15 protein-coding genes and 2 pseudogenes are annotated in these 20896 nt (G+C 60.8%); 8 read left to right on the forward strand and 9 right to left on the reverse strand.

Going from position 1 to position 20896, the window contains the following annotated elements; genetic code table 11:
* Nucleotides 1-64: 64 nt before the first annotated feature.
* The 6 genes from PQQ86_RS07230 to PQQ86_RS07255 all read right to left on the reverse strand — a co-directional run bounded on the left by PQQ86_RS07230 (nt 65) and on the right by PQQ86_RS07255 (nt 9249).
* A complete protein-coding gene (locus PQQ86_RS07230) occupies nt 65-1366 on the reverse strand; it encodes an acetyl-CoA C-acetyltransferase (RefSeq protein WP_408265548.1) in 1302 nt (433 codons plus the stop codon).
* A 101-nt stretch (nt 1367-1467) separates the two neighbouring features.
* Nucleotides 1468-2388, reverse strand: a complete 921-nt coding sequence (locus tag PQQ86_RS07235) for a MaoC/PaaZ C-terminal domain-containing protein (protein ID WP_408265549.1) — start codon at nt 2386-2388, stop codon at nt 1468-1470.
* A 2-nt stretch (nt 2389-2390) separates the two neighbouring features.
* A complete protein-coding gene (locus tag PQQ86_RS07240; RefSeq protein ID WP_408265550.1) occupies nt 2391-3803 on the reverse strand; it encodes a 3-oxoacyl-ACP reductase in 1413 nt (470 codons plus the stop codon).
* A gap of 124 nt (nt 3804-3927) precedes the next feature.
* Complete coding sequence (locus PQQ86_RS07245) at nt 3928-6426, reverse strand: acyl-CoA dehydrogenase (RefSeq protein WP_408265551.1); 2499 nt, start codon at nt 6424-6426, stop codon at nt 3928-3930.
* Nucleotides 6427-6708: 282 nt separating this feature from the next.
* A complete protein-coding gene (locus tag PQQ86_RS07250) occupies nt 6709-7602 on the reverse strand; it encodes a TetR/AcrR family transcriptional regulator (RefSeq protein WP_408265552.1) in 894 nt (297 codons plus the stop codon).
* 426 nt (nt 7603-8028) lie between these two features.
* Complete coding sequence (locus PQQ86_RS07255) at nt 8029-9249, reverse strand: MFS transporter (RefSeq protein ID WP_408265553.1); 1221 nt, start codon at nt 9247-9249, stop codon at nt 8029-8031.
* Between the two features lie 405 nt (nt 9250-9654).
* Here PQQ86_RS07255 and PQQ86_RS07260 point away from each other — a divergent pair, with 405 nt between their 5' ends.
* From PQQ86_RS07260 to PQQ86_RS07270, 3 genes and pseudogenes are all read left to right on the forward strand, one after another.
* Complete coding sequence (locus PQQ86_RS07260) at nt 9655-10035, forward strand: MAPEG family protein (RefSeq protein ID WP_408265554.1); 381 nt, start codon at nt 9655-9657, stop codon at nt 10033-10035.
* A 217-nt stretch (nt 10036-10252) separates the two neighbouring features.
* Complete coding sequence (locus tag PQQ86_RS07265) at nt 10253-11584, forward strand: chloride channel protein (RefSeq protein WP_408265555.1); 1332 nt, start codon at nt 10253-10255, stop codon at nt 11582-11584.
* Nucleotides 11585-11836: 252 nt separating this feature from the next.
* A pseudogene (locus PQQ86_RS07270) lies at nt 11837-12142 on the forward strand (aquaporin); the annotation flags it as partial.
* A gap of 153 nt (nt 12143-12295) precedes the next feature.
* On the opposite strand, the gene PQQ86_RS07275 reads toward PQQ86_RS07270, so the two are convergent.
* Entirely contained in the window at nt 12296-13084 is a 789-nt protein-coding gene (locus PQQ86_RS07275; protein ID WP_408270159.1) for an IclR family transcriptional regulator, read from the reverse strand.
* A 151-nt stretch (nt 13085-13235) separates the two neighbouring features.
* Between PQQ86_RS07275 and PQQ86_RS07280 the strand changes: the two genes are divergently transcribed.
* From PQQ86_RS07280 to PQQ86_RS07300, 5 genes are all read left to right on the forward strand, one after another.
* Complete coding sequence (locus PQQ86_RS07280) at nt 13236-14507, forward strand: Rieske 2Fe-2S domain-containing protein (RefSeq protein WP_408265556.1); 1272 nt, start codon at nt 13236-13238, stop codon at nt 14505-14507.
* A gap of 76 nt (nt 14508-14583) precedes the next feature.
* Nucleotides 14584-15366, forward strand: coding sequence for an SDR family NAD(P)-dependent oxidoreductase (locus tag PQQ86_RS07285; RefSeq protein ID WP_408265557.1), 783 nt, complete (start codon nt 14584-14586; stop codon nt 15364-15366).
* Between the two features lie 11 nt (nt 15367-15377).
* The gene (locus PQQ86_RS07290; protein ID WP_408265558.1) at nt 15378-16349 is read left to right on the forward strand and encodes a PDR/VanB family oxidoreductase; all 972 of its coding nucleotides are present in this window, start codon (nt 15378-15380) and stop codon (nt 16347-16349) included.
* Between the two features lie 102 nt (nt 16350-16451).
* On the forward strand, nt 16452-17690 hold the full coding sequence (locus PQQ86_RS07295) for an MFS transporter (RefSeq protein WP_408265559.1): 1239 nt from the start codon (nt 16452-16454) through the stop codon (nt 17688-17690).
* A gap of 140 nt (nt 17691-17830) precedes the next feature.
* Nucleotides 17831-18889, forward strand: a complete 1059-nt coding sequence (locus PQQ86_RS07300) for a porin (RefSeq protein ID WP_408265560.1) — start codon at nt 17831-17833, stop codon at nt 18887-18889.
* A gap of 88 nt (nt 18890-18977) precedes the next feature.
* Here PQQ86_RS07300 and PQQ86_RS07305 read toward each other — a convergent pair.
* Together PQQ86_RS07305 and PQQ86_RS07310 are read right to left on the reverse strand one after the other, a co-directional pair.
* Nucleotides 18978-19618, reverse strand: a pseudogene (locus tag PQQ86_RS07305) (DsbA family oxidoreductase).
* A gap of 346 nt (nt 19619-19964) precedes the next feature.
* A complete protein-coding gene (locus tag PQQ86_RS07310; protein WP_408265561.1) occupies nt 19965-20447 on the reverse strand; it encodes a peptidase associated/transthyretin-like domain-containing protein in 483 nt (160 codons plus the stop codon).
* Nucleotides 20448-20896: the final 449 nt, after the last annotated feature.

The following is a 20896-nucleotide window of genomic DNA, read 5'->3' on the forward strand; positions in this document are numbered from 1 at the left end:
GGTCCTTGCTGCAGTCTTCGAAACAAGGCATTCATTGAAACACGCGCCGAGGCAAGTGTGACGCTCAGCGTTCCAGAATTGCCACCAGGCCCTGGCCGCCCGCCGCACAGATCGAGATCAGTCCGCGCGCGGTGCCGGCCGGCTTGTCGAGTTGCGCGAGCATTTTCGCGAGTCCGGCGACGATACGACCGCCCGTGGCGGCAAATGGATGGCCGGTGGCGAGCGAGCTGCCATTCACATTCAATTTTGCCCGATCGATCGCGCCGAGCGGGCGAGGCAAACCGAGCTGCGTGCGGCAATACTCGTCATCCTGCCACGCCGCGAGCGTGCACAACACTTGCGCCGCGAAGGCTTCGTGAATTTCGTATAGATCGAAGTCCTGCAAGGTGAGCCCGGCGCGCGCCAGCATGCGCGGCACGGCGTAGGCGGGCGCCATCAGCAGGCCTTCCTTCTTGTCGAAAAAGTCGACGGCGGCGGTTTCGGACCAGCTCAGATACGCCAGCACCGGCAGGCCGTGTTTGGCCGCCCATTCCTCGCTCGCGAGCAGCACGACGGAGGCGCCGTCGGTCAGCGGTGTCGAATTGCCGGCGGTCAGCGTGCCCGCGTCGCGATCGAATACCGGCTTTAGACCGGAGAGTTTTTCGAGCGTCAGGTCGGAACGCAGATTGTTGTCGCGCGCAAGGCCACGATACGGTGTCATAAGATCGTTGACGAAGCCGCGTGCGTACGCCTCGGTGAGCTTGCGATGACTTTCGTAAGCGAGCACGTCCTGCGCTTCGCGCGAGATGTTCCAGCGCTTGGCCATCAACTCGCAATGCTCGCCCATCGAAAGCCCTGTGCGCGGCTCGCCGTTACGCGGCAAAAGCGGCTTGAAAAACATGCCCGGCCGCAGTTTGCTCAGCGCACTGACACGTTGGCCGGTGCTCTTGCCGCGATTCGCTTCAAGCAGGATCTTGCGCATGCGCTCGTTGACGCCGATCGGTGCGTCGGAGGTCGTATCGACACCGCCCGCGATGCCCGCTTCGATCTGCCCGAGAGCGATCTTGTTGGCGACAAGAATCGCCGCTTCCAGCCCGGTGCCGCAGGCCTGCTGCACATCGTAGGCGGGCGTCTCTTTGGCGAGCGTGGTGGACAGCACGGATTCACGCGTCAGGTTGAAATCGCGCGAATGCTTGATGACGGCGCCGGCCGCCACTTCGCCAAGACGTTCGCCGTGCAGGTTGTAGCGGTCGATCAGGCCTTGCAGCGTGAAGGTCAGCATGTCCTGGTTCGACGCGGTCGCGTAAGCAGTGTTCGAGCGGGCAAACGGAATCCGGTTGCCGCCGACGATGGCGACGCGGCGCACGGCGGGCAGCGGGTTGGACATGCTTGGCTCCTTTGGGTCGTTCCCTGGTTATTGAACGGTGCGAATGAGACGAATGGTGAGTCCCGTACTGTGACGAAAACATGTGCGTACCTGTGCGTCCCTCATAGCAGCTTCCACTGCATACGGCCGCGCAAATGCGGCTTTTCTCCGGCAATGTCGCGTACCTCGATGTCGCGCTCGATCAGCGAGGGCGATGCGCTCCAGAGCGACGCTTCGCCCGGCAGCAGCATCGGCAATTTGAATTCGGCACTCAACGTAGCCTCGGCGAGCGGTTTCGGCGGTTGCAGCGCGGCGGCGGCGCGCGCCAGCGTCCACATGCCATGTGCAATCGCACGCGGAAAGCCGAATGCCTTCGCGGATAGGGCGGTGAGGTGAATCGGGTTGTAGTCGCCGGACACGCGCGCATAGTCGCGGCCCAGTTGCGGCGGCAGTTGCCAGCGCGAGATGCGTTCCAGCGCGTCGCGCCCGAGTTCCAGCGGATCGAGCGGACTGCCGCTCGCCGTCACGCCGCGTTTCAGATAGACGCTGTCGCCGTCCCAAACCGCTTCGCCGCGGCGGTACATGCGGGTATGCAGCACGAACGCCTGGCCCTTGTCGTGACGCAGCAGCGCGCCGAATTCCACCTCGACGCGCAACATGTCCTTATAGTTAAGCGGGCGGCGCAGCCGCACGTGGTTCGCCAGATGCACGAGGCCGAGCGCCGGCCAGGGAAACGCCGGGTCGGTCAGCATCAGCAGATGCAGCGGGAAAGCGAGCAGATGCGGATACGTGACCGGCACGCCGTGTTCGGGGATGAAGCCGCAGACCCGCGAATAACGCCAGATCGACCCGGGATCGAGCAGCACGGCAGGGCGCACGAGGCGCAACGCCGGCAGGTGCGCGTCGCGCCCGCGTTTGACGATACCGGACAACGCGCGCCCGTACAGCTTCGCCGGCGCGGGTAATTCTTCGATGACGACGGTCTTCGGACGGGCCGCGCCCGCTGCGTGACCACCCCGGAACGGATCACCCGGTTCACCCATGCTCACGCTCCAATCAGGCTTTGTCCGCACACGCGCACGATCTGGCCGCTCACGCCCGCCGATCCCGGATGCGCGAGCCACGCGATGGTCTGCGCGACATCCACTGGCTGACCGCCCTGGCTCATCGAGTTCATCCGGCGGCCGGCTTCGCGGATGGCCAGCGGAATCTTCGCGGTCATCTGCGTTTCGATAAAGCCGGGCGCGACCGCGTTGATCGTGATGCCGCGCGCGCGAAGATGCGGCGCCATGCTTTGCACCCGGCCGATCACGCCGGCTTTTGACGCGGCGTAATTGGTCTGGCCGAGATTGCCGGCAATGCCGCTGATCGACGACACGCCGACGATGCGGCCACCGTCGCGCAGAATGCCTGCCGCGAGCAGGGCGTCGTCGATCCGCTCCTGCGCGGACAGGTTGATGTCGATTACGCTTTGCCACGCGGCGTCGGTCATCTTCGCGATGGTTTTGTCTTTCGTGATGCCAGCGTTGTGCACGACGATATCCACGCCCTGTTCGTCGAGCGCCGCGGCGATCTGCGCGGGCGCTTCGGGCGCGGCGATGTCGAAAGCGAGGGCGGTGCCGTTCAACTGGCGCATGGTCGAGTCGAGCGCGTCGCGCGCCGACGGAATGTCGATGCCGATCACGTGCGCGCCTTCCGCAGCAAGCACGCTCGCGATCGATGCGCCGATGCCGCGCGCCGCTCCGGTCACGACAGCACGCCGGCCCGCGAGCGGCTGATTCCAGTCGAACGCCGGCAAGGCATCGGCGCCGGGGCGCACGCCGATGCGCACCACCTGGCCCGACACATACGCGGAGCGCGGCGATAGAAAGAAGCGCAACGTTGCTTCGATACCGTTCTCGGCGCCTTGCTCCACGTAGACGAGATTTGCGGTAATGCCGCGCCGCGCCTCCTTGCCGAGCGAACGCGTGAGGCCTTCGAGTGCGCGCTGCGCGGTCCATTGGCGAGGGCTCGCGCAGGTTTCCGGCGGCCGCCCCAGTACGATGATGCGGCCGCACTTGCCGAGCGAGCGCAACGTGTCGTGGAAGAATCCGTGTAGCGGTTCGAGCTGGCTGCTGTCTTCGATGCCGCTTGCATCGAACAGCAGGGCGGTGAGCTTGCCGTGCGAACCGGACTCCGCCGGTTCGAAGCGGCCCGTCATCAGACCATGGCGATTCGCGAGCGGCACCCACAGTCCCGCGCTTTCATGCGCCACGCTGGTCACACCGATGCTCGTCACGAGATTCGCGAGCGCATCGAGCAGATGCGGTTCGCGGCCCGCGCCGATCGCGATCAGTCCGTCGAACTCGGGACGGTCGGCACGATAGCGGCGCAGCACCTCGGGCTTCGGTAAGCCTAACGAGCGTGCGAGGCGCGCGCCGAACGGCGAATTGACGAAGTTCAGATAAGAGTCGTTCATTTTATTTGTTGCTCCGCTGGCCACGCTCCGAAGAAAGTCCCATCGGGGACTTCAAACGTGTGTCAGTGTGCACCCAGTTTGGGGCATCTGGGGGCGCCCCGCCTGGATGTTTTTTTCAAGGCGCTCAGGCCGCGAGCTCCAGCGCTTTTTCGAGCGCGTCCTTGCGCTTTTGCAAATTGGCAAGCATGTCGAAGTCGGGCGGGAAGTCGTCGACCTTCACGACTTGTGCGCCATACCTCGCATAGTCCTCAAGCACGCGGCGATCGTCGGCGTCGATCAGGCCTTTCTGCTGGGCCGTCTCGGTCCATGCGGCCAGTTGCGGCAGGCTCTGCGGCATCGGTTCGAGCAGGCCTTGTTTGACCGCGTCGCGCAGTTTCTGGTCGATCTCCGTGAAGCGCGGGTTCAGCTCGAATACAAGCTCGCCGTAGCCGAGCGCGTCGACATCCGGATGCGGCACATACGAGTCGGACACGAGGCGGTTGCGTGCCGCGCCCGGCGTTTGCATCAATTCCGCGATCTCGGTGCCGAGGCGATCGGACGGCTCGCGATGCGGCAGGCCGAACGGAAATGCCAGCACGCGCACGAGACCCGCGGCGAGGCGGTTCGGGTAGTTCGCGAGAACGCCGTCGAGCGCGTGCTGCGCTTTGTACAGCGAATCTTCGACGCCCCAGCGCACCAGCGGCAGATCTTCTTCCTGACGGCCTTCGTCCTCGAAACGTTTGAGTGTCGCGGAGATCAGGTAAAGCTGCGAGAGCACATCGCCGAGGCGCCCGGAGATGCGTTCGCGCCGCTTCAGATCGCCGCCGAGAACGAACATGGAGATATCGGCGAGCAAGGCGAAAGCCGTCGAGATGCGAGTGGCCGCACGGTAGTACGACAGCAGCGGTGCGTACGCCGTGCGCGGTTTGGTGATGAACGCGCCGCCCGTGACGCCATAAACGAAACTGCGCACCACATTGGAAAGCGTGAAGCTGACGTGGCCGAAGAAGGCCGCATCGAAATCGCGCAGCGCCTTGCTGCGATCCGTTTCGCGCGTGGCTTCCATTTCCTTCAGCACATACGGATGACAGCGAATCGCTCCCTGCCCGAAGATGATCAGGCAACGCGTGAGAATGTTCGCGCCTTCCACGGTGATCGCGATCGGCACCTGCTGATAGGCACGCGCAAGGAAGTTCGACGGCCCCATGCAGATGCCCTTGCCGGCGGCGACGTCCATGCCGTCGTTGATGACCATGCGGGCGCGTTCGGTGATGTGATACTTCGCGATCGCCGAAATCACCGAGGGTTTTTCGCCGAGGTCCACCGCATGCGCGGACAGGCGGCGCGCGGCGTCCATCACGTAGAGATTGCCGCCCATGCGGCCGAGCGCTTCCTGCACGCCCTCGAACTTGCCGACGGGGGTGCGGAACTGGCGGCGAATCGCGGCATAGGCACCGGTGCCGCGCACGGCGATCTTCGCCATCCCCACATTTGACGACGGCAACGAAATCGCGCGGCCTGCTGCGAGACACTCCATCAGCATGCGCCAGCCGTTGCCGACTTGCGCGCGGCCGCCGATCACCCAGTCGAGCGGAATGAAGACGTCTTTGCCCGAGTTCGGGCCGTTCTGGAACACGGCATTAAGCGGCCAGTGACGGCGGCCGATGTTGACGCCCGGATGGTCGGTCGGAATCAGTGCGCAGGTGATGCCGGGCTCTTCCTCCGAGCCGAGCAGATGGTCCGGATCGAGCGCGCGGAACGCGAGGCCGAGCACGGTAGCGATCGGTCCGAGCGTGATGTAACGCTTGTCCCAGGTGACGCGAAAACCCAGCGTCTCGCGACCTTCGAACGTACCCTTGCAGACGATGCCGACATCGGGAATCGCCGCTGCATCGGAGCCGGCGTAAGGGCTCGTCAACGCGAAGCAGGGGATATCGTCGCCGCGAGCGAGGCGCGGCAGATAGTGGTTCTTCTGCTCTTCGGTGCCGTAGTGCATCAGCAACTCGGCCGGGCCGAGCGAGTTCGGCACCATCACCGAAACGGCGGCGGCCGAGCAGCGCGTGGAGAGTTTCATGATGACCTGAGAATGCGCGTAAGCGGAGAACTGCTTGCCGCCGTACTGCTTCGGAATGATCATCCCCAGAAAGCCGCGTTCCTTGATGTACTGCCAGGTTTCCGGCGACAGGTCCTGCCACACCATGCTGGTTTCCCAGTCGTTCGCGAGATCGCAGAGTTGCTCGCATTCGACATCGAGAAACGCTTGTTCTTCGGCGGAGAGTGTGGCCGGACCGTAGCCGAGCAGCGTGTCCCAATGCGGACGTCCGGAGAACAGTTGGGCGTCCCACCAGACGGTGCCGGCTTCGATGGCGTCGCGCTCGGTCGGCGACATCTCCGGCAGGATCTTGCGGAAAATGTCGAGCACCGGTTTTGTGAGCCACGTACGGCGCAGCGGTTTGATCGAGAGGACGAGGGCGGGGAGGACGAAAATGATCGCGAGCAACGTTGTCGCCGCCAGCCCCGCTGCTCCGCTGACATGCGCGGCCGCCACCCAGACAATCATGAAGGCAAGCCACCATGAGGCGCGCGCCTGAACGTAGACGAGCGCAAGAGCGGCAATGATTAGCACTAGGATGAACCACGGCATGACGTTTCCTCCTGTTTCGATGGTGCGTGCGAACGCATCCACGGGGCGCGGACGGCTCGCGTTCTGTTGGTCTTCTATCTGGCGATGTTGCTGCTACGTCGCGTGCTCAGGACGCTTTTGCGTTGCGCCCCTGCTGCATTTTTCGTGTCGTTTTTTCAATTCGACAGCGTGACGTTGTTTAGGTGCGGGACTTAGACGTGCTGCTCGGATATGCGGTATTCATTCATGTTTTTGCATGCGGACGGCCCATCGCAGCGCCGCCCGCATCAGCTTCGGTTCCAATCAGGCCGTACCGTGCAACGCGGGCTGAAATGAGCTCGCCTCAACGTCGCCACCACGGCGTTCACCGTCCGAGACCGCCGGCGCCGACGAATCGAATCCGCCAGATTCACTCGATCCGCCTGACGCCGGCTGCGTACCCGCAATACCTGCAGCAGGATTCGCGCCTTCCGTCTGGCCTTCCGGAGCACCTTCGGTGGCGTCGCCCAGCACGGCGGCAAACGTGGCCAGTTGCGAGCCGTCGGGCAAGGGCGCTTTCAGCGCGGCGACCATCAGCGAAGCAAGACGTGCGATCAGTTGCAGGTCGTTCATCGACTTGCCCTGCGAGAACTCCGAAATCAGGCTGTCGGTATCGGTGCCGGCCAGCACCCCGGACAGCGCGCCGATTGCGAAGTGCAGACGCCAGCCGAGTTCTTCACGCGGCAGATGCGGCAGCGCACGCTGGAACGCGTCGAAAAAGCGCACTGCCACGGATTCGTAATGCGCATTCAGAAAGTCGCGAATGAATGAGGATGGGTCGGTGTAGGCGCGCCCCAGCAAGCGCAGAAACGCCTTGCCGCCGACGCGCGGATCGCGCGACAGCCGCAGCGCCGGAATGAACATGGCGCCGAGCACGTGCTCGCAGGTCAGACGCGCGCCGAGCATCTGATCGAAGCGGTCGAGCAGCTTGAGCCGCTCCTGGTTGAGCCGGTCGAGCCGGCGCGACAGCATCGAGTGAATCAGCGATTCCTTGCTGCCGAAGTGGTAGTTGACTGCCGCGAGATTCACTTCGGCCCGCGAAGTAATCTGGCGCAGAGACATGGCCTCATAACCGCATTCGATGAAAAGTGTTTCGGCGGCGTCGAGGATGCGGGACTTCGTGTCGCCGGCATGCCGGCCTGTTGTGCGAACTGCCATTTTGCGTCTCCCAGTTGCCGGGCATCCGGCCCGCAAACAAGCGATTCAAATTACTATTTGAAACAGCCGTTTTTTTCAGGATAAAGAAGGATCGGGACTGCGATCAAGGGCTCGGTGTGGACTAACTCCTCTAGAAGACCTGACGAAGGTCCGTTTTTCCATGCGCGCGGGTGCGTCAAACCGCGCGGAAATAAAAAAGGCCGTTCCGATTGAAATCGGAACGGCCTCGTATTGCTTGCTACCTGTGTTTGGCCTTGCGTTTGTTTTCTGGCGCCGGGTTCGCGTGATCCTGCTTTGCGTTTGCCCGGCGCCTGTGTTACTGCTTGTGGCGGTTCGAGCCGCCTTTGTAGCTATTGTGCCCGATAACGCGCCGGCGAAATAGCTGTTTAGTTCGAACGCTTAAAGCTGTGCCGCGAGACGACTTCCTTAGGTGCTTGCCGCGACCTCTTTCGCCGATTGTGTCATGTCGATGCCGCGGCGTTCGCGGCTGAACGGAATCAGCGCGGCGATCACCACCGCCACGATACCGATCACGATGGCCATGATCAGCGCGTAGTTGTTGCCGTGCGCTTCGGCGGCGCTCGCTTGTAGCGGGCCGTTCACCGACGCGATCAGATTGCCGAGTTGGTACACGAGACCCGGGAACGTCGCGCGAATTTCATCGGGCGAGATTTCGTTCAGGTGCACCGGAATCACTCCCCATGCGCCTTGTACGGAGATCTGCATGAGGAAGGCACCGGCCGCGAGCAGCACAGGCGTGGTGGAGAAGGCCCACAGCGGCAACACCGGCAACGCGATCAGGGCGGCGATGAAGATTGCGCGCTTGCGGCCGATCTTCTCCGAGAACCAGCCGAAGAACAGGCCGCCGCAAATCGCGCCGATGTTCAGCGTGATCGTGATCCACGACACCGTATGCGCGTCGAATCCATGCTGCACGCGCAGGAAGGTCGGATACAGATCCTGCGAACCGTGAGAGAAGAAGTTGAATGCGGTCATCAGCACGATCGAGTAGAGCGACAGGCCGATGTTCTGCTTCAACGTGGCGACGAGACCCGGACGCACTTTCTTCTCGAGCGTCTTGAAGGCCGGCGACTCCGGCACGTGTGCTCGCACGTACAGCACGAGCAACGCCGGCAGCACGCCGACGAAGAACATGCCGCGCCAGCCGATGTATTGATAGAAGACGCCGAACACAACGGAGGCGAGCAGGTAGCCGCTCGGATAGCCGGCCTGCAGCAGACCCGAGACGATGCCGCGCGACTTGGGCGGCACGGTTTCCATCGTCAGTGCGCCGCCCACGCCCCATTCGCCGCCCATCGCGATACCGAACAGGGCGCGCAGCACGAGCAGGGTGGTCAGGTTGGGCGAAAAGCCGGACAGCAATTCCAGCAGCGAGAAGCACGCGATGTTGACCATCAGCGTCGGACGGCGGCCGTACTTGTCAGCGAGCCAGCCGAAAATCAATGCGCCGACTGGACGCATTATCAGGGTCAGCATAATGCCGAAGGCAACCGTCGGGATTTTTGTATTGAATTCCGCCGCGATATCTTTCAATACGAACACCATTAGAAAGAAATCGAATGCGTCGAGAGTCCAGCCCAGATAGGCGGCGATCGTGACGTTTCTCTGTTCCCGTGTCCAGCTCATTGATTGTTCTCCTGAGTCTCCAATAACCCGTGTTTGACGACGGGCGGCTCTGCAGCCCCGTGCGACCCGTAGTGCGGGCTTCGAGCGAGTGTACGCCGAGCGTTAAACGCTTGCATGGTTGATGCCGCGTTTATCCGTATTAATCCCTGGAGCGAATTCCGGTGCGAATCTCAATGCATGGCGAATGTCGGCTTAATGTAATTATTGTATTAATCGCGTTTGATGCATTGTTTGTTATTTGTAATGTAATTTTTGTGTTTGCAGGGGGTAATCCGGTCAATCTGACTGCCGTATTTCGAGCGTCTGTAGAGGCGACACTCGCGGGATTCAGGTTGGCGATGGCGGATGCGGGCGGGTATAACAGCGGCTCCGGCATTCGCGCCGCGCATACAAGGAGACTGACCAATGACGATTCCGCATTTATGCCTGCTCATCGTAGTGGTGCTGCCGTTCCCGTGGATCATGCTGGCGAAGGTCAGCAAGCGCTACGACAATGCCGTGCCGCGCGCTTATCTCGCGGGCCTCGAAGGCTGGCGCGCGCGTGCTCACGCTGCGCATCAGAACGCGTGGGAAGCATTGGCGATGTTCACCGCCGCGATCGTCGTCGCGGGGCAGGCAGGCGGTTCGGGTTCGAGCCCGTGGATCAACTGGCTGGCGATCACGTTTGTCGTCGCGCGTGTGCTGCATGGCGTTCTGTATGTGGCGAACCTGGCGTCGTTGCGCTCGTTGGTATGGTTCGTCGGCGTCGCTTGCGTGGTGTCGATGTTTTTCGTGTCGATGAACTGAGATCGCACGAGGAGCAGGACGGGACCGACAGATGCAGCGCGTCGTCGGCTCGCATGATCCAGATGGGCCCAAATGCTTACGTTTCTGTCGTGGGAAGCGGGTGCTTGCGCATCTATGCGCATGACGCATCAGTCGAGTAGAAAAAGCAATTTGATTCATGTTGCGGCGCGGAATAAGATGATTGCTATCCCATTAATTTCGCCTCTCTCGACGCATCATGTCAGCCAAATCAATCACTTCGGAGCCACGGCGCCGCGCGCGCAATCCACTTGCGGCACTGGCCGTCGTCACGTTGCTGACGGGGATCGGCGCCGGTCTCGGCGGCATGCTGCTCGCCTTGCTGCTGCACAGTATTCAGCACGTCGCTTACGGCTACAGCGTGACGCACGTAATCGGCAGCGAGAGTTTCCTGGAGGGCGTCACAGATGCCACGCCTGAGCGGCGTGTGCTCGTCCTCGCGATGTGCGGACTGGTGGCCGGGCTCGGTTGGTGGTTGCTGTATCGCTCCGGGCGGCCGCTCGTGAGCATTCGTCAGGCTGTCAAATCCGACGATCCGCGTATGCCTGTGTTGAGCACCACCGTGCATGCGCTGCTGCAGATCGTGACGGTGGCGCTCGGCTCGCCGCTCGGACGCGAAGTCGCGCCGCGTGAGATCGGTTCGGTGCTGGCCGGCTGGCTTTCGCATCGCGTGGGCTTATCGGTCGAGCAGAGCCGGATCATGGTCGCGTGCGGTGCTGGCGCCGGTCTGGCCGCTGTCTACAACGTACCGCTCGGCGGCGCGGTGTTCGTGCTCGAGGTTCTGTTGGGCACGTTTGGCTGGAAGGCCTTGGTGCCTGCTGCGGTGACATCGGCCGTCGCGGCGCTGGTCGCGCAATTCGGCCTGGGCAACGAGCATCAGTATCTGGTGCCGTCGTTGACGGTGAGTACATCGCTGGTCGTCTGGTCCGTGGTGTGCGGTCCGATTTTCGGTGCTGCGGCGTGGGGCTTTACAGAGCTCACGAAACGCGCGCGTGCAGAGGCGCCCAGGGATTGGCGTTTGCCCGTGTTGTCGTTGTTGAACTTCGCGATCATCGGCGTGCTGGCGATACACTTCCCGCAGTTGCTCGGCAATGGCAAAGGGCCTGCGGGACTGGCGTTCGATGGCAACCTGACGATGGCGCTTGCGGCAATGCTGCTGGTGCTGAAGGTGGTGATCACCGCGAGTAGTTTGCGTGCGGGTGCAGAGGGCGGCTTGTTGACGCCGGGCCTTGCGAATGGCGCGTTGTTGGCGATCGTGCTCGGCGGAGCCTGGAGCCTGTTCTGGCCGGGTGCTTCTTCAGGTGCGTTTGCCGTTGTCGGCGCGACGGCGTTTCTGGCTGCCTCGATGCAAATGCCGATTACAGCCGTGGTGCTCGTTTTTGAATTTACCCGTGTGAGCCACGACTTTCTGATTCCGGTTCTGTTTGCCGTTGGTGGCGCTGCGTTGAGTTTTCAGGCATGCGCGAAGTGGGTGCCGGCGCTGCAGTTCAGTTCTGGTTTTAATTGGGGTGGTGCAGGCAAGGTGCGATAGGCTTTTTTGCGTATGCCGGACAGCCCAAAAACAAAAAACCCGTGAAGCGCGAAGGCTTAACGGGGTGCTTTGTTCCGCTTGAAGAGGGGGGTGCCAGGAGAGGACTCGAATGGTCTGTATAGGACCACGAATCTAAACAATAGAATATCTTTTTTCAAACATTATATACGCACGCGCATACGCAAAAACTCCGAATACTCTGGTCCGCGAGATATAGAGTGATGTAGTGGTCAAGTTATTTCGAACAGGCAGATGGATCGGAACAGATCACCTTTCGAAGGAAACGGGAAAATACAACGATTGGCTGCTGAATTATTCGGGACGTTCTGGCTGGTGCTCGGGGGGGGGGGCGGAAGTGCCGTGCTGGCCGCGGCGTACCCGAGACTGGGAATTGATTTTGCCGGAGTTGCGCCGGCATTTGGTCTTACGGTGCTGACCATGGCCTGCGCAGTGGATCATATTTCAGGTGGGCACTTCAATCTGGCAGTGACTGTCGGTCTGCTCGCGAGCGAACACGTTCCCGCGAAAGACGTTATTCCGTACGTATTTGTACAGGTTAATTAACGCATTTGATTTGCGCTGTTCTACTTTTGACGCCTGACTCCGGCCGGCTGATGGCTGTCCGTTGAGAATTCGGTGAGAGCCATCGAGTCCTTCGCGGCGACCGGCAAGTCGTCGGCTGCAGCGCTCGTCTTACATCGCGACACTCCGTTATTTGCGTGAGCCTGCCGTTACCTGAACCTGCCTCGGCTTCTGACCCAGCGCGCGCGACAGGTTTCCGGCCTCATGTCTGACCAGCTCGGCAAACTGCGCGACCCGCTGATCGGTGACGCGCACGCTGGGGCCGAATATGCATACCGAGCCCGCTACCTGATCCGCACCATTGAAGAATGGCGCAGCGACGGCAACCGCACCTTCAATCAGTTCATGGTGGCTCATTGCAAAACCTTGCGCGCGGATCGTTTCCAACTCGCTGAGCAGGCGTGCGACATCCTGGCTCGGATCGGCCAGGTAGCGGCTCAGTTCTTCGCCGGGAAGCTGCATCTGGGACAGGATTGACCGGCCACTCGCGCCGAGCACCAACTTTTCACGATAGCCGACACCGCGCCGGAAGCTCAGCGGTTGCGGACTCTCCATCTCCGCTACACACAGCCGGTACACGCCGTCAGGCACGAACAGGGCCACCGTTTCCGTTGTCTCCTCCCAAAGCTTGCGCAGCATCGGCTGGGCAAGCTGCGCGACGCTGTGGCTCGTCATCCAGACATGAGCCAGGTGTGCGACGGCACTACCGAGGCGAAATCGCTGCGGCTCGCCCGACGAGACGAGAAAGCCTTGTTGCTCAAGCGTGTTGAGCAATCGGTACAACGTGGGCCGGCTCAGGTCCACGCGAGTGAGCAGCTCCGCGACCGTCAGCTCTTTATCGCCTGGCCGGAACGCAAGGAGAATTTCCAGCGCTCTTTCCACTGCTCGCACACTTTCGTGCGACTTCTTCTCTTCCATTTGAAATTTCCTATTCGCGCTGCCGTTCCCCGATTGCGCATTGTAGTGAAAGTCCTGGGGTCCGACGGCTTGACTTGAATCAAGTTGTCCGTAGAATGAAAAACAATTCTCACACAGCGGACAACGCAAAAACCTGATTCGGAGAAAAAACATGGACAGGAACATGTCAGAAACCTTGGTGCGCACCGGCCCAGGAACAGCAATGGGCGACCTGATGCGGCGCTACTGGGTGCCGGTACTGTTAACGAGCGAAATTGCCGAACCGGATTGCCCGCCAGTGCGCGTGCAGATTCTTGGCGAAAAGCTGCTGGCGTTTCGTGACTCCAGCGGCAACCCCGCGTTGATCGACGAGTTCTGCTCGCATCGCGGCGTGTCCCTGTACTTCGGCCGTAACGAAGAAAACGGCATCCGTTGCTCGTATCACGGCCTGAAATTCGATCGCGACGGTAATTGTGTCGAGGTGCCGTCTGCGCCTCAGGCCTGCAAGCACATGAGCATCACGGCGTATCCGTGCATCGAGCGCGCAGGGATGGTGTGGGCCTATATGGGCCCCAAGGACCGTCAACCGGCTCCGCCGGATCTCGAATGGTGCAATCTCCCCGCAAGTCACGTGTTCGTTTCCAAGCGGCTCCAGGAATCGAACTATCTGCAGGCAATGGAAGGCGGGATTGATACCAGCCACGTGTCGTATGTGCATCGCTACGAGGTCGACGCAGACCCCATGCACCAGGGCACCAAGGCCCTCGACTACATCAAGGCGGACGGCAATGTGATCTTCGAAATCGAGAAGACGCAGTTTGGCCTGACCCTCTTCGGCCGCCGCAACGGCGAACCGGATTCGTACTACTGGCGTGTCACGCAGTGGCTGTTTCCGTGGTATACGCTCATCCCGCCGTTCGGCGACCACTCGCTGGCGGGCCACGTGTGGGTACCGATCGACGACGAGAGCTGCTGGTCCTGGAGCATCAACTTCCGTCCTGACCGCCCGTTGAGCGAGCAGGAATTGAGCGACCTGGAGGCGGGCAAGGGGATCCACTGCGAATACGAACCGGGCACGTTTCGTCCGAAGGCCAACAAGGACAACGATTACCTGATCGACCGCCAGGCGCAGAAAGAAAAGCGGGCTTATTCGGGGGTATTCGGCTTTGCCATGCAGGATGCCTCGCTGCAGGAAAGCATGGGGCCGATACAGGATCACAGCAAGGAAAAGCTGCTGCCGACTGACCGTGCCATCGTGATGGCGCGCCGCATGCTCTACGAAGCGGCAACGGCCTTGCTTCCCGAAACCGATCCGCCAGCGATCGCCGCTGATCAGCAACGTGTACGCGCAGCGGGCGCACTGTTGCCACGTGATCAGAAGCCGCAGGAATGGGCTGTTATCCACCTTGCCGACGGCAAGGGACAGCCTATCTACTCGATCTGATCTCGAGCCGGGCATGCGTCCGGCTTCCTCGAATACCGTTTCAGCAACAAGGAGGCCGGCGCAACGCCGGCATGAGATGCAGCAAGGAACAAGACTTCACGGCAAGGTCGCATTGATCACGGGCGGCGGTGGTGGCATCGGTGCCGCTACGGCTCGCGTATTTTGCGCAGAAGGTGCCGCGGTCGTGCTGGTCGATGCGAATCCGGAAGCACTGGCGCATACCGCGGACGAGCTGATTCGATTCAATCCCTCCGCCCGGGTCAAGACTTTTGCGGCCGATGTCTCCAGCCCGGACGATGCGACCCGCGCGGCCGAGCTTGCGGCTGATTCGTTCGACCGGCTCGACGTGCTGGTCAACAATGCGGCAATGCGCAACTACAGCACGTTGGCGAACGCAACACCAGCGGAATGGCAGGCCATGGTGTCCGTCAATCTGATTGGCACAGCGAATTACTGCAAGGCGGTCCTTCCTCTAATGCGTCGAACGGGGGCGGGCAGCATCGTCAACGTGTCGTCCTGCTATGCCGTGACCGGTCGCAAGGGCATGGGCCTTTACGACGCAACCAAAGCCGGCATGCTCGCCATGACGCGCACGCTGGCGTTTGAAGAAGCCGCACAAGGGGTGCGCGTGAATGCGGTGTGTCCGGGTTCCACCTTGACCGACTTCCACGTCAACCGCGCGCGCGCCGCTGGTAACAACGTGGAAGTGCTCATGACGCAGCGGCAGGATACATCGTTGATCGGACGGTGGGCTACACCCGAAGAAATCGCGTGGCCGATCCTCTGGTTCGCAAGCGACGAAGCATCGTTCATCACCGGCACGACGCTGATGGTCGATGGCGGTTTGTCGATCATGTAAGGGCGGTTGTCATGAATCATTCCAAGCTTACGGTGCGCGTTGCGCGCCGGCGTACCGAGGCTGAGGGCATTGTCGGCTTCGAACTCGTCAGTCTCGACGGAGGCGAGTTGCCGGCGTTCGAGGCGGGCGCGCATATCGACGTGCATGTACCTGGCGGCCTTGTCCGGCAGTACTCGTTGTGCAATCCGGCGTCTGAACGACATCGGTATCAGATCGCCGTTCTGCGTGACGATGCCTCGCGTGGCGGCTCGGCAGGCATGCACGACGCCGTGCACGAGGATGACGAGATACAGATCAGTGCGCCACGCAATCATTTTGCCCTCGCGCAAGGGCGTGTCCGACATCTGCTGTTCGCAGGAGGTATCGGCCTGACACCGCTGCTTTGCATGGCCGAGCAACTGAGTCGCGAGGGAGCAGCGTTCAGTCTTCACTACTGCGCCCGATCGTCCGCTCGCGCGGCCTTCGTGGAGCGCATTGCTGGTTCACGGTGGGCAGACTCCGCACGGTGTTACTTTGATGATGCCGATCAAGCACAACGTATCGATCTCGACGCGCTATTGGCCGACCCGCAACCCGATTTGCACCTGTACGTATGCGGACCGCAGGGCTTCATGAGCGCAGTGCTCGACAAGGCACGTTTGCTGGGCTGGGCCGCCGACCGGTTGCACTACGAATATTTTGCGGCGGCACCGGCGCCGGCAGCGAACAATGACGAGGCGTCTTTCGACATTCGGCTTGCACGGTCCGGTCGGGTCGTGCGGGTTTCGGCGATCCAGACCGTTATGCAGGCATTGGTTGCAGCCGGTGTCGACGTGCCGGTGTCGTGTGAGCAGGGCATTTGCGGCACGTGCCTCACGCGTGTGCTGGACGGTGAGCCCGATCATCGCGATCTGTTCCTCTCGCCTGACGAGCAGGCTCGCAACGATCAGTTCCTGCCCTGTTGCTCGCGCGCGAAATCCCGGATGCTCGTGCTCGATCTATAGCAGTGGAACGCACACCAGCCTGCCTCGACAGGCTGGGTCAAAAATCAGAACAAAAGGGCGGCTTCGCGCACGCCTTGCATTGGAGGAGTCATGGAGAAAAATATGACGTCGTCTGGAGACGCATCTAGCAGCGTCTGGTCTGCGAAGTCCTCTGCGGGCACAGAGGCCAGCAGTTACCGGTGGGTTGCCCTGTTCATCGTCTGGGCGGCGTTTCTCCTCAGCTACGTCGACCGGGTCGCGTGGAGTACGGTTGCGGCGCCCGTGGGCGCATCGCTTGGGCTCAAGGTCGCCATGCTCGGCGCGTTCGTGACAGCCTTCTATGTGGGCTACGTCCTGGCCAATGTGGTCGGCGGCATACTGACCGACCTGCTCGGCGGACGGTTAATGCTCACGTTGGCGCTGCTGCCGCTCGGTGTCTTCACATTCTGTTTCGGCTATACCCAATCGCTACTGGCCGGCATCGTGATTCAGCTTGCGATGGGTTTCGCCGCGGGAGCGGATTACTCGGCCGGCATGAAGATCATTCCTGCCTGGTTCACACGAGACCGTGGACGCGCGATGGGCATTTACACGACCGCCACCTCGCTGGCCGTGGTCATCGCCAATGCTTTCGTTCCGTCATTTTCCGCACAACACGGTTGGTCGAACGCTTTCCGGATACTCGGCATTGTGACGTTTGTGTGGGGTATTGTCGCGCTGTTGCTATTGAAGAACCGCCCGGCCAACGACCAGTCGCCTACGCGAAACAGCGCGAAAGAGATGCTCGGCCTGCTGCGTAACCGTAACCTGATCGTGCTGGCCGTTGCGGGATGCGGAGGTCTTTGGGCGACGGTGGGTTTCGGCGCCTGGGGCAATGCGTTAATGACCAGGCAGTACGGTATCTCACCCGTCGTGGCGGGCTCGATCATCGCGTCGTTTGGAATAGGGGCGGTCATCGCAAAGCCGACACTCGGCTGGATTTCCGACCTGCCCGGTGTGTCGCGCAAGTTGATCTCGATCCTGTGTCTGCTGGCGTTCACGGTCACACTGCTGGTTTTCGGAAGTTGCTCGACGACAATACAGTTCTATCTGGTTGCCCCGATACTTGGTGCATTCTCGTTCGGCTACCTTCCCGTTCTGATGGCTCAGATCAGCGATGCATCGGGCAAGCGCCTGGCCGGTGCCAGCGCCGGATGGACCAATGCTATCTGGCAGATGGGAAGCGCCGTTTCTCCTCTCGCGGTGGGGCATGTCTATGGCGGCACCCATTCGTTCATGCTTGCGCTCCTAACGCTTGCCGTTGGACCGCTGGTGGGTGCGGTTGCCATGTTCTTCGTCAGCAAACACATCGCCCGGGAATGAGGGTGGGGGAAAACTAGAGTGAGCAACGCAGATGCTTTCTTATTCTGGTTTTACTACGTTAATAATTTCGGATAACGAAATTAAAAATACATAATATTTAATAGAGACAGACAGTGAAATCGAATAACAGGAAACAGTCGTTGAAGCTTCTGCTCACTTGCGGTGTTGCAGGGAGCCTGGGCGTCGGTGCGCATGCACAATCTTCAGTGACCCTCTATGGCATCGTCGATTCCGGCGTCGAATACGTGAGTCATGCGTCCAAAACCGGATCGGGGGATCTGTTCAGGCTGAACACGGGCAACCGTATCAATTCGCGCTGGGGTCTGACAGGAAAGGAAGATCTCGGCAACGGCCTGCGGTCGATCTTCACGCTCGAGTCAGGTATTGCCATGAATAACGGCACGCTGCAGCAGGGTGGCCGACTGTTTGGTCGCCAGGCATTTGTCGGTCTCGAGTCGGATCGATATGGCTCCGTGATGGCTGGCCGTCAGATGACGCCGATGTACCGGTATTTCCTTTCACTCGACCCGCTGAATTATTCGAGCTACGGGCTTTCTGCTCAGGACTCACAGTTTGTTGGGCGAGCCGATAACTCCGTTGGGTACCTGGGTCATGCTGGACCGTTTGAGGTGAATGCGCTCTACAGCTTCGGCTACGATGCCACGGTCCCTAATGGGGCGCAGGTTCCGGGCGAGTTCCGGGTTGGCAAGGAGTACGACATCGGGGCACGCTATCGGCAAGGACCTTTCAACCTGACGTTCGCCTACGAACAGCGACAGGGCACGAGCGCTGCATCGGCGGATGATAGCGAGCGCCGGTACGTGGCTGGAGGATCCTGGCAAATCTGCAACGCGACTCTTTATGGCGGCTACGAACTCCTGCTCAATGCCGTTGCGGCTACCCTGCAGGTATCGCCGCCACAATATATCGCATTTGGTGGGGTACGTTATAAGGTCACGCCACAACTTCATCTCTCCGCGGCGTCCTACTATCACTCGTATCGCATGGTATCGGCCCACGCGCTAAGTTCCGGCGTCAATGCTGACTACTGGCTCTCCAAACGGACAGCGCTGTATACCGACGTGACGTACGTGATAAATAGTGCCAAGGCTGCACTGAGCGCGACGGGGTCCACTACGCCCGTGGCGACAGGCGCAAATCAGCTCGCGGTCGCAATCGGGATTGTGCACACGTTTTAGGTGGCTGGTATGGGCAGGGCTTGCGCCGACGGCACAAGCGATCCATCGATGCAGGATGGCGAACCGCTGCGGCGGCACGGGTGCCAGATTACGCTTCGGCCAGTACCTGTTTAATCGCTTGCTCGAAGGCTTCCACGGGTTGTTCGCCTGTCACCAGATGGCGACGGTTAAAGATGATCGCCGGCACCGAGTGGATATCCAACTCCTGGAATTGTTCTTCTTGCGCACGGACGTCCCTGGCATAGTGTCCGCTTCGCAGTCCCTTGCTTGCCTCCGCGGCTTCGAGTCCCACAGATTGTGCTGCTTCGACCAGGACGTCGTGGTTGCCAGGGTGCTTGCCCTCGGCAATGATAGGCCCGTAGTAATGCCAGTTTGTGCGGTAACTGCTTTCCTTTGATACCGGCCCAATGCAGCAGGCGGTGCGCATCGAAGGTGTTATAGATGTGCGTGCGCGGGCCGAAGGTAAAGCCAACGCTTGCGTCACGCTCGCGGATCATGGCCTGCGTTTCGGCGATCTGCTCCGGTGTGCGTCCGTATTTTTGCCGAGATAGTAGACAATGGTCTCGCCGTCCGGTCCCATCTGCGGATTTAATTCGAAGTGGTGCACGACGATTTGAGCATCAACCGCATTGCCCAAGCGCGATAGAGCAAGCTGGAGCGAGGATAGGCCGATCGCACACAAGGGCAGGCGATATCTGAGACGAAATCGATTGTTAGAAGTTGTGTCATTGCTTTCCTGACGGGGATAAAAGCGGCGGCGCGGCCGCATTGGTGCGAAGTTACAATCACACACGAAGTAGCCGGAATCTTCGATACTTGCAGGGCCGGGTTTCGGAGGCAATTCGAGGCGCTACCTCGATACATCGCCTCGGGTCCCGTACGGCTGAAAATTCGAACAGTCCATCAAGTCGTCGTCGCGTAGTCCGTCCAGATCGCTTCGCCAGAGAACCGGAAGTGACTAACATCGATGGATGTCGGAGAGTTTAGTGAAGCATTAAGCAAACGCCACGAAGCGAGTTCGTGGCGTTTGCTTATCAGCGAAATATGGCCCCGCCTGGACGGTCTTCCAGTTTCGCTATTCAACGTTCCAGTAGAACGCCGCCTGCGTGCTGCCCTTGCTGGCGACATTGACGGTCTTCGTCTGATTGCGGTTCTTGTAGCTCGCGTGCACCGTATAGCGGCCGGGACGCAGCTTGACCAGCATGAACGGGCCTTGCGAATCGGCGCGCAGCACCTCGTTGTTGTGAACATCGACGATCTGGACATGGACATCAGCGAGAAAGTCCGATGACGGCCCGATGAACTGCATCGACAGCGGCCAGTGGCTTCGCACGTGCTCCAGCGTCTTCGATTCGTCCTGGCCGACGCCGCCCGATACGTAGGACACGTCGCCCTGTTGCTGGATTTTCGGCAAGCTGCCGGTACTGCTGCTGTCAGTGACAATGCCGCCTGCCGCTCCAGTGGCCTGCGCCGCAAGCGCGCTGCCGGTGAGGCCGAACGTGAACGCCGCCGCGAGGGCCGAGGCGACAGCGATACGCTTGTTACTATGTGTTTTCATGGCATACCTCCTTACCCTGAACATCTGGATTGCACTGAAATCACGAGTGCGCGTCCCGCCCGCGTTACTCGACGAGACTGCGTCCTCCTCTTACAAACCGCATTCCCCTGGCCCGTCAATGGGATGATGTCGGCTGGGCCGACACTTCATGCCACCTGCCAGGACATTCCTTCACATACGGCTAGTACGCTTTCGCCGCGCTGCTTACCCAGGCTACGGCAGGCGCTATAAATATGATGAAAGTGCTCAGCCGTTTCATAGCGACCTCCTAAACAAATAGTGAGCACAGGTTTAACTCGCGAATCTGCCACGAAACTGCCAAAAAGCAGTACTGAATAACAAGTCGTTTACGCCTCTAATGAAGGTACGCGTTGCGTTGCCGAACTTTTTAAGGAAGGCGAACGGGCGTACGTGCTCCAGTTCGCCTGCCTGGCCTTTGGTAAACAAAT

This window comes from Paraburkholderia sediminicola (assembly GCF_046026675.1).
In the GTDB taxonomy this organism is placed as follows: domain Bacteria; phylum Pseudomonadota; class Gammaproteobacteria; order Burkholderiales; family Burkholderiaceae; genus Paraburkholderia; species Paraburkholderia sediminicola_F.

What these genes read in the sequence shown, in the direction of transcription:
- PQQ86_RS07230 (WP_408265548.1), bottom strand. Translation starts at nt 1,366, where the DNA reads ATGTCCAACCCGCTGCCCGCCGTGCGCCGCGTCGCCATCGTCGGCGGC.
- PQQ86_RS07235 (WP_408265549.1), bottom strand. Translation starts at nt 2,388, where the DNA reads ATGGGTGAACCGGGTGATCCGTTCCGGGGTGGTCACGCAGCGGGCGCG.
- PQQ86_RS07240 (WP_408265550.1), bottom strand. Translation starts at nt 3,803, where the DNA reads ATGAACGACTCTTATCTGAACTTCGTCAATTCGCCGTTCGGCGCGCGC.
- PQQ86_RS07245 (WP_408265551.1), bottom strand. Translation starts at nt 6,426, where the DNA reads ATGCCGTGGTTCATCCTAGTGCTAATCATTGCCGCTCTTGCGCTCGTC.
- PQQ86_RS07250 (WP_408265552.1), bottom strand. Translation starts at nt 7,602, where the DNA reads ATGGCAGTTCGCACAACAGGCCGGCATGCCGGCGACACGAAGTCCCGC.
- PQQ86_RS07255 (WP_408265553.1), bottom strand. Translation starts at nt 9,249, where the DNA reads ATGAGCTGGACACGGGAACAGAGAAACGTCACGATCGCCGCCTATCTG.
- PQQ86_RS07260 (WP_408265554.1), top strand. Translation starts at nt 9,655, where the DNA reads ATGACGATTCCGCATTTATGCCTGCTCATCGTAGTGGTGCTGCCGTTC.
- PQQ86_RS07265 (WP_408265555.1), top strand. Translation starts at nt 10,253, where the DNA reads ATGTCAGCCAAATCAATCACTTCGGAGCCACGGCGCCGCGCGCGCAAT.
- PQQ86_RS07275 (WP_408270159.1), bottom strand. Translation starts at nt 13,084, where the DNA reads ATGGAAGAGAAGAAGTCGCACGAAAGTGTGCGAGCAGTGGAAAGAGCG.
- PQQ86_RS07280 (WP_408265556.1), top strand. Translation starts at nt 13,236, where the DNA reads ATGGACAGGAACATGTCAGAAACCTTGGTGCGCACCGGCCCAGGAACA.
- PQQ86_RS07285 (WP_408265557.1), top strand. Translation starts at nt 14,584, where the DNA reads ATGCAGCAAGGAACAAGACTTCACGGCAAGGTCGCATTGATCACGGGC.
- PQQ86_RS07290 (WP_408265558.1), top strand. Translation starts at nt 15,378, where the DNA reads ATGAATCATTCCAAGCTTACGGTGCGCGTTGCGCGCCGGCGTACCGAG.
- PQQ86_RS07295 (WP_408265559.1), top strand. Translation starts at nt 16,452, where the DNA reads ATGACGTCGTCTGGAGACGCATCTAGCAGCGTCTGGTCTGCGAAGTCC.
- PQQ86_RS07310 (WP_408265561.1), bottom strand. Translation starts at nt 20,447, where the DNA reads ATGAAAACACATAGTAACAAGCGTATCGCTGTCGCCTCGGCCCTCGCG.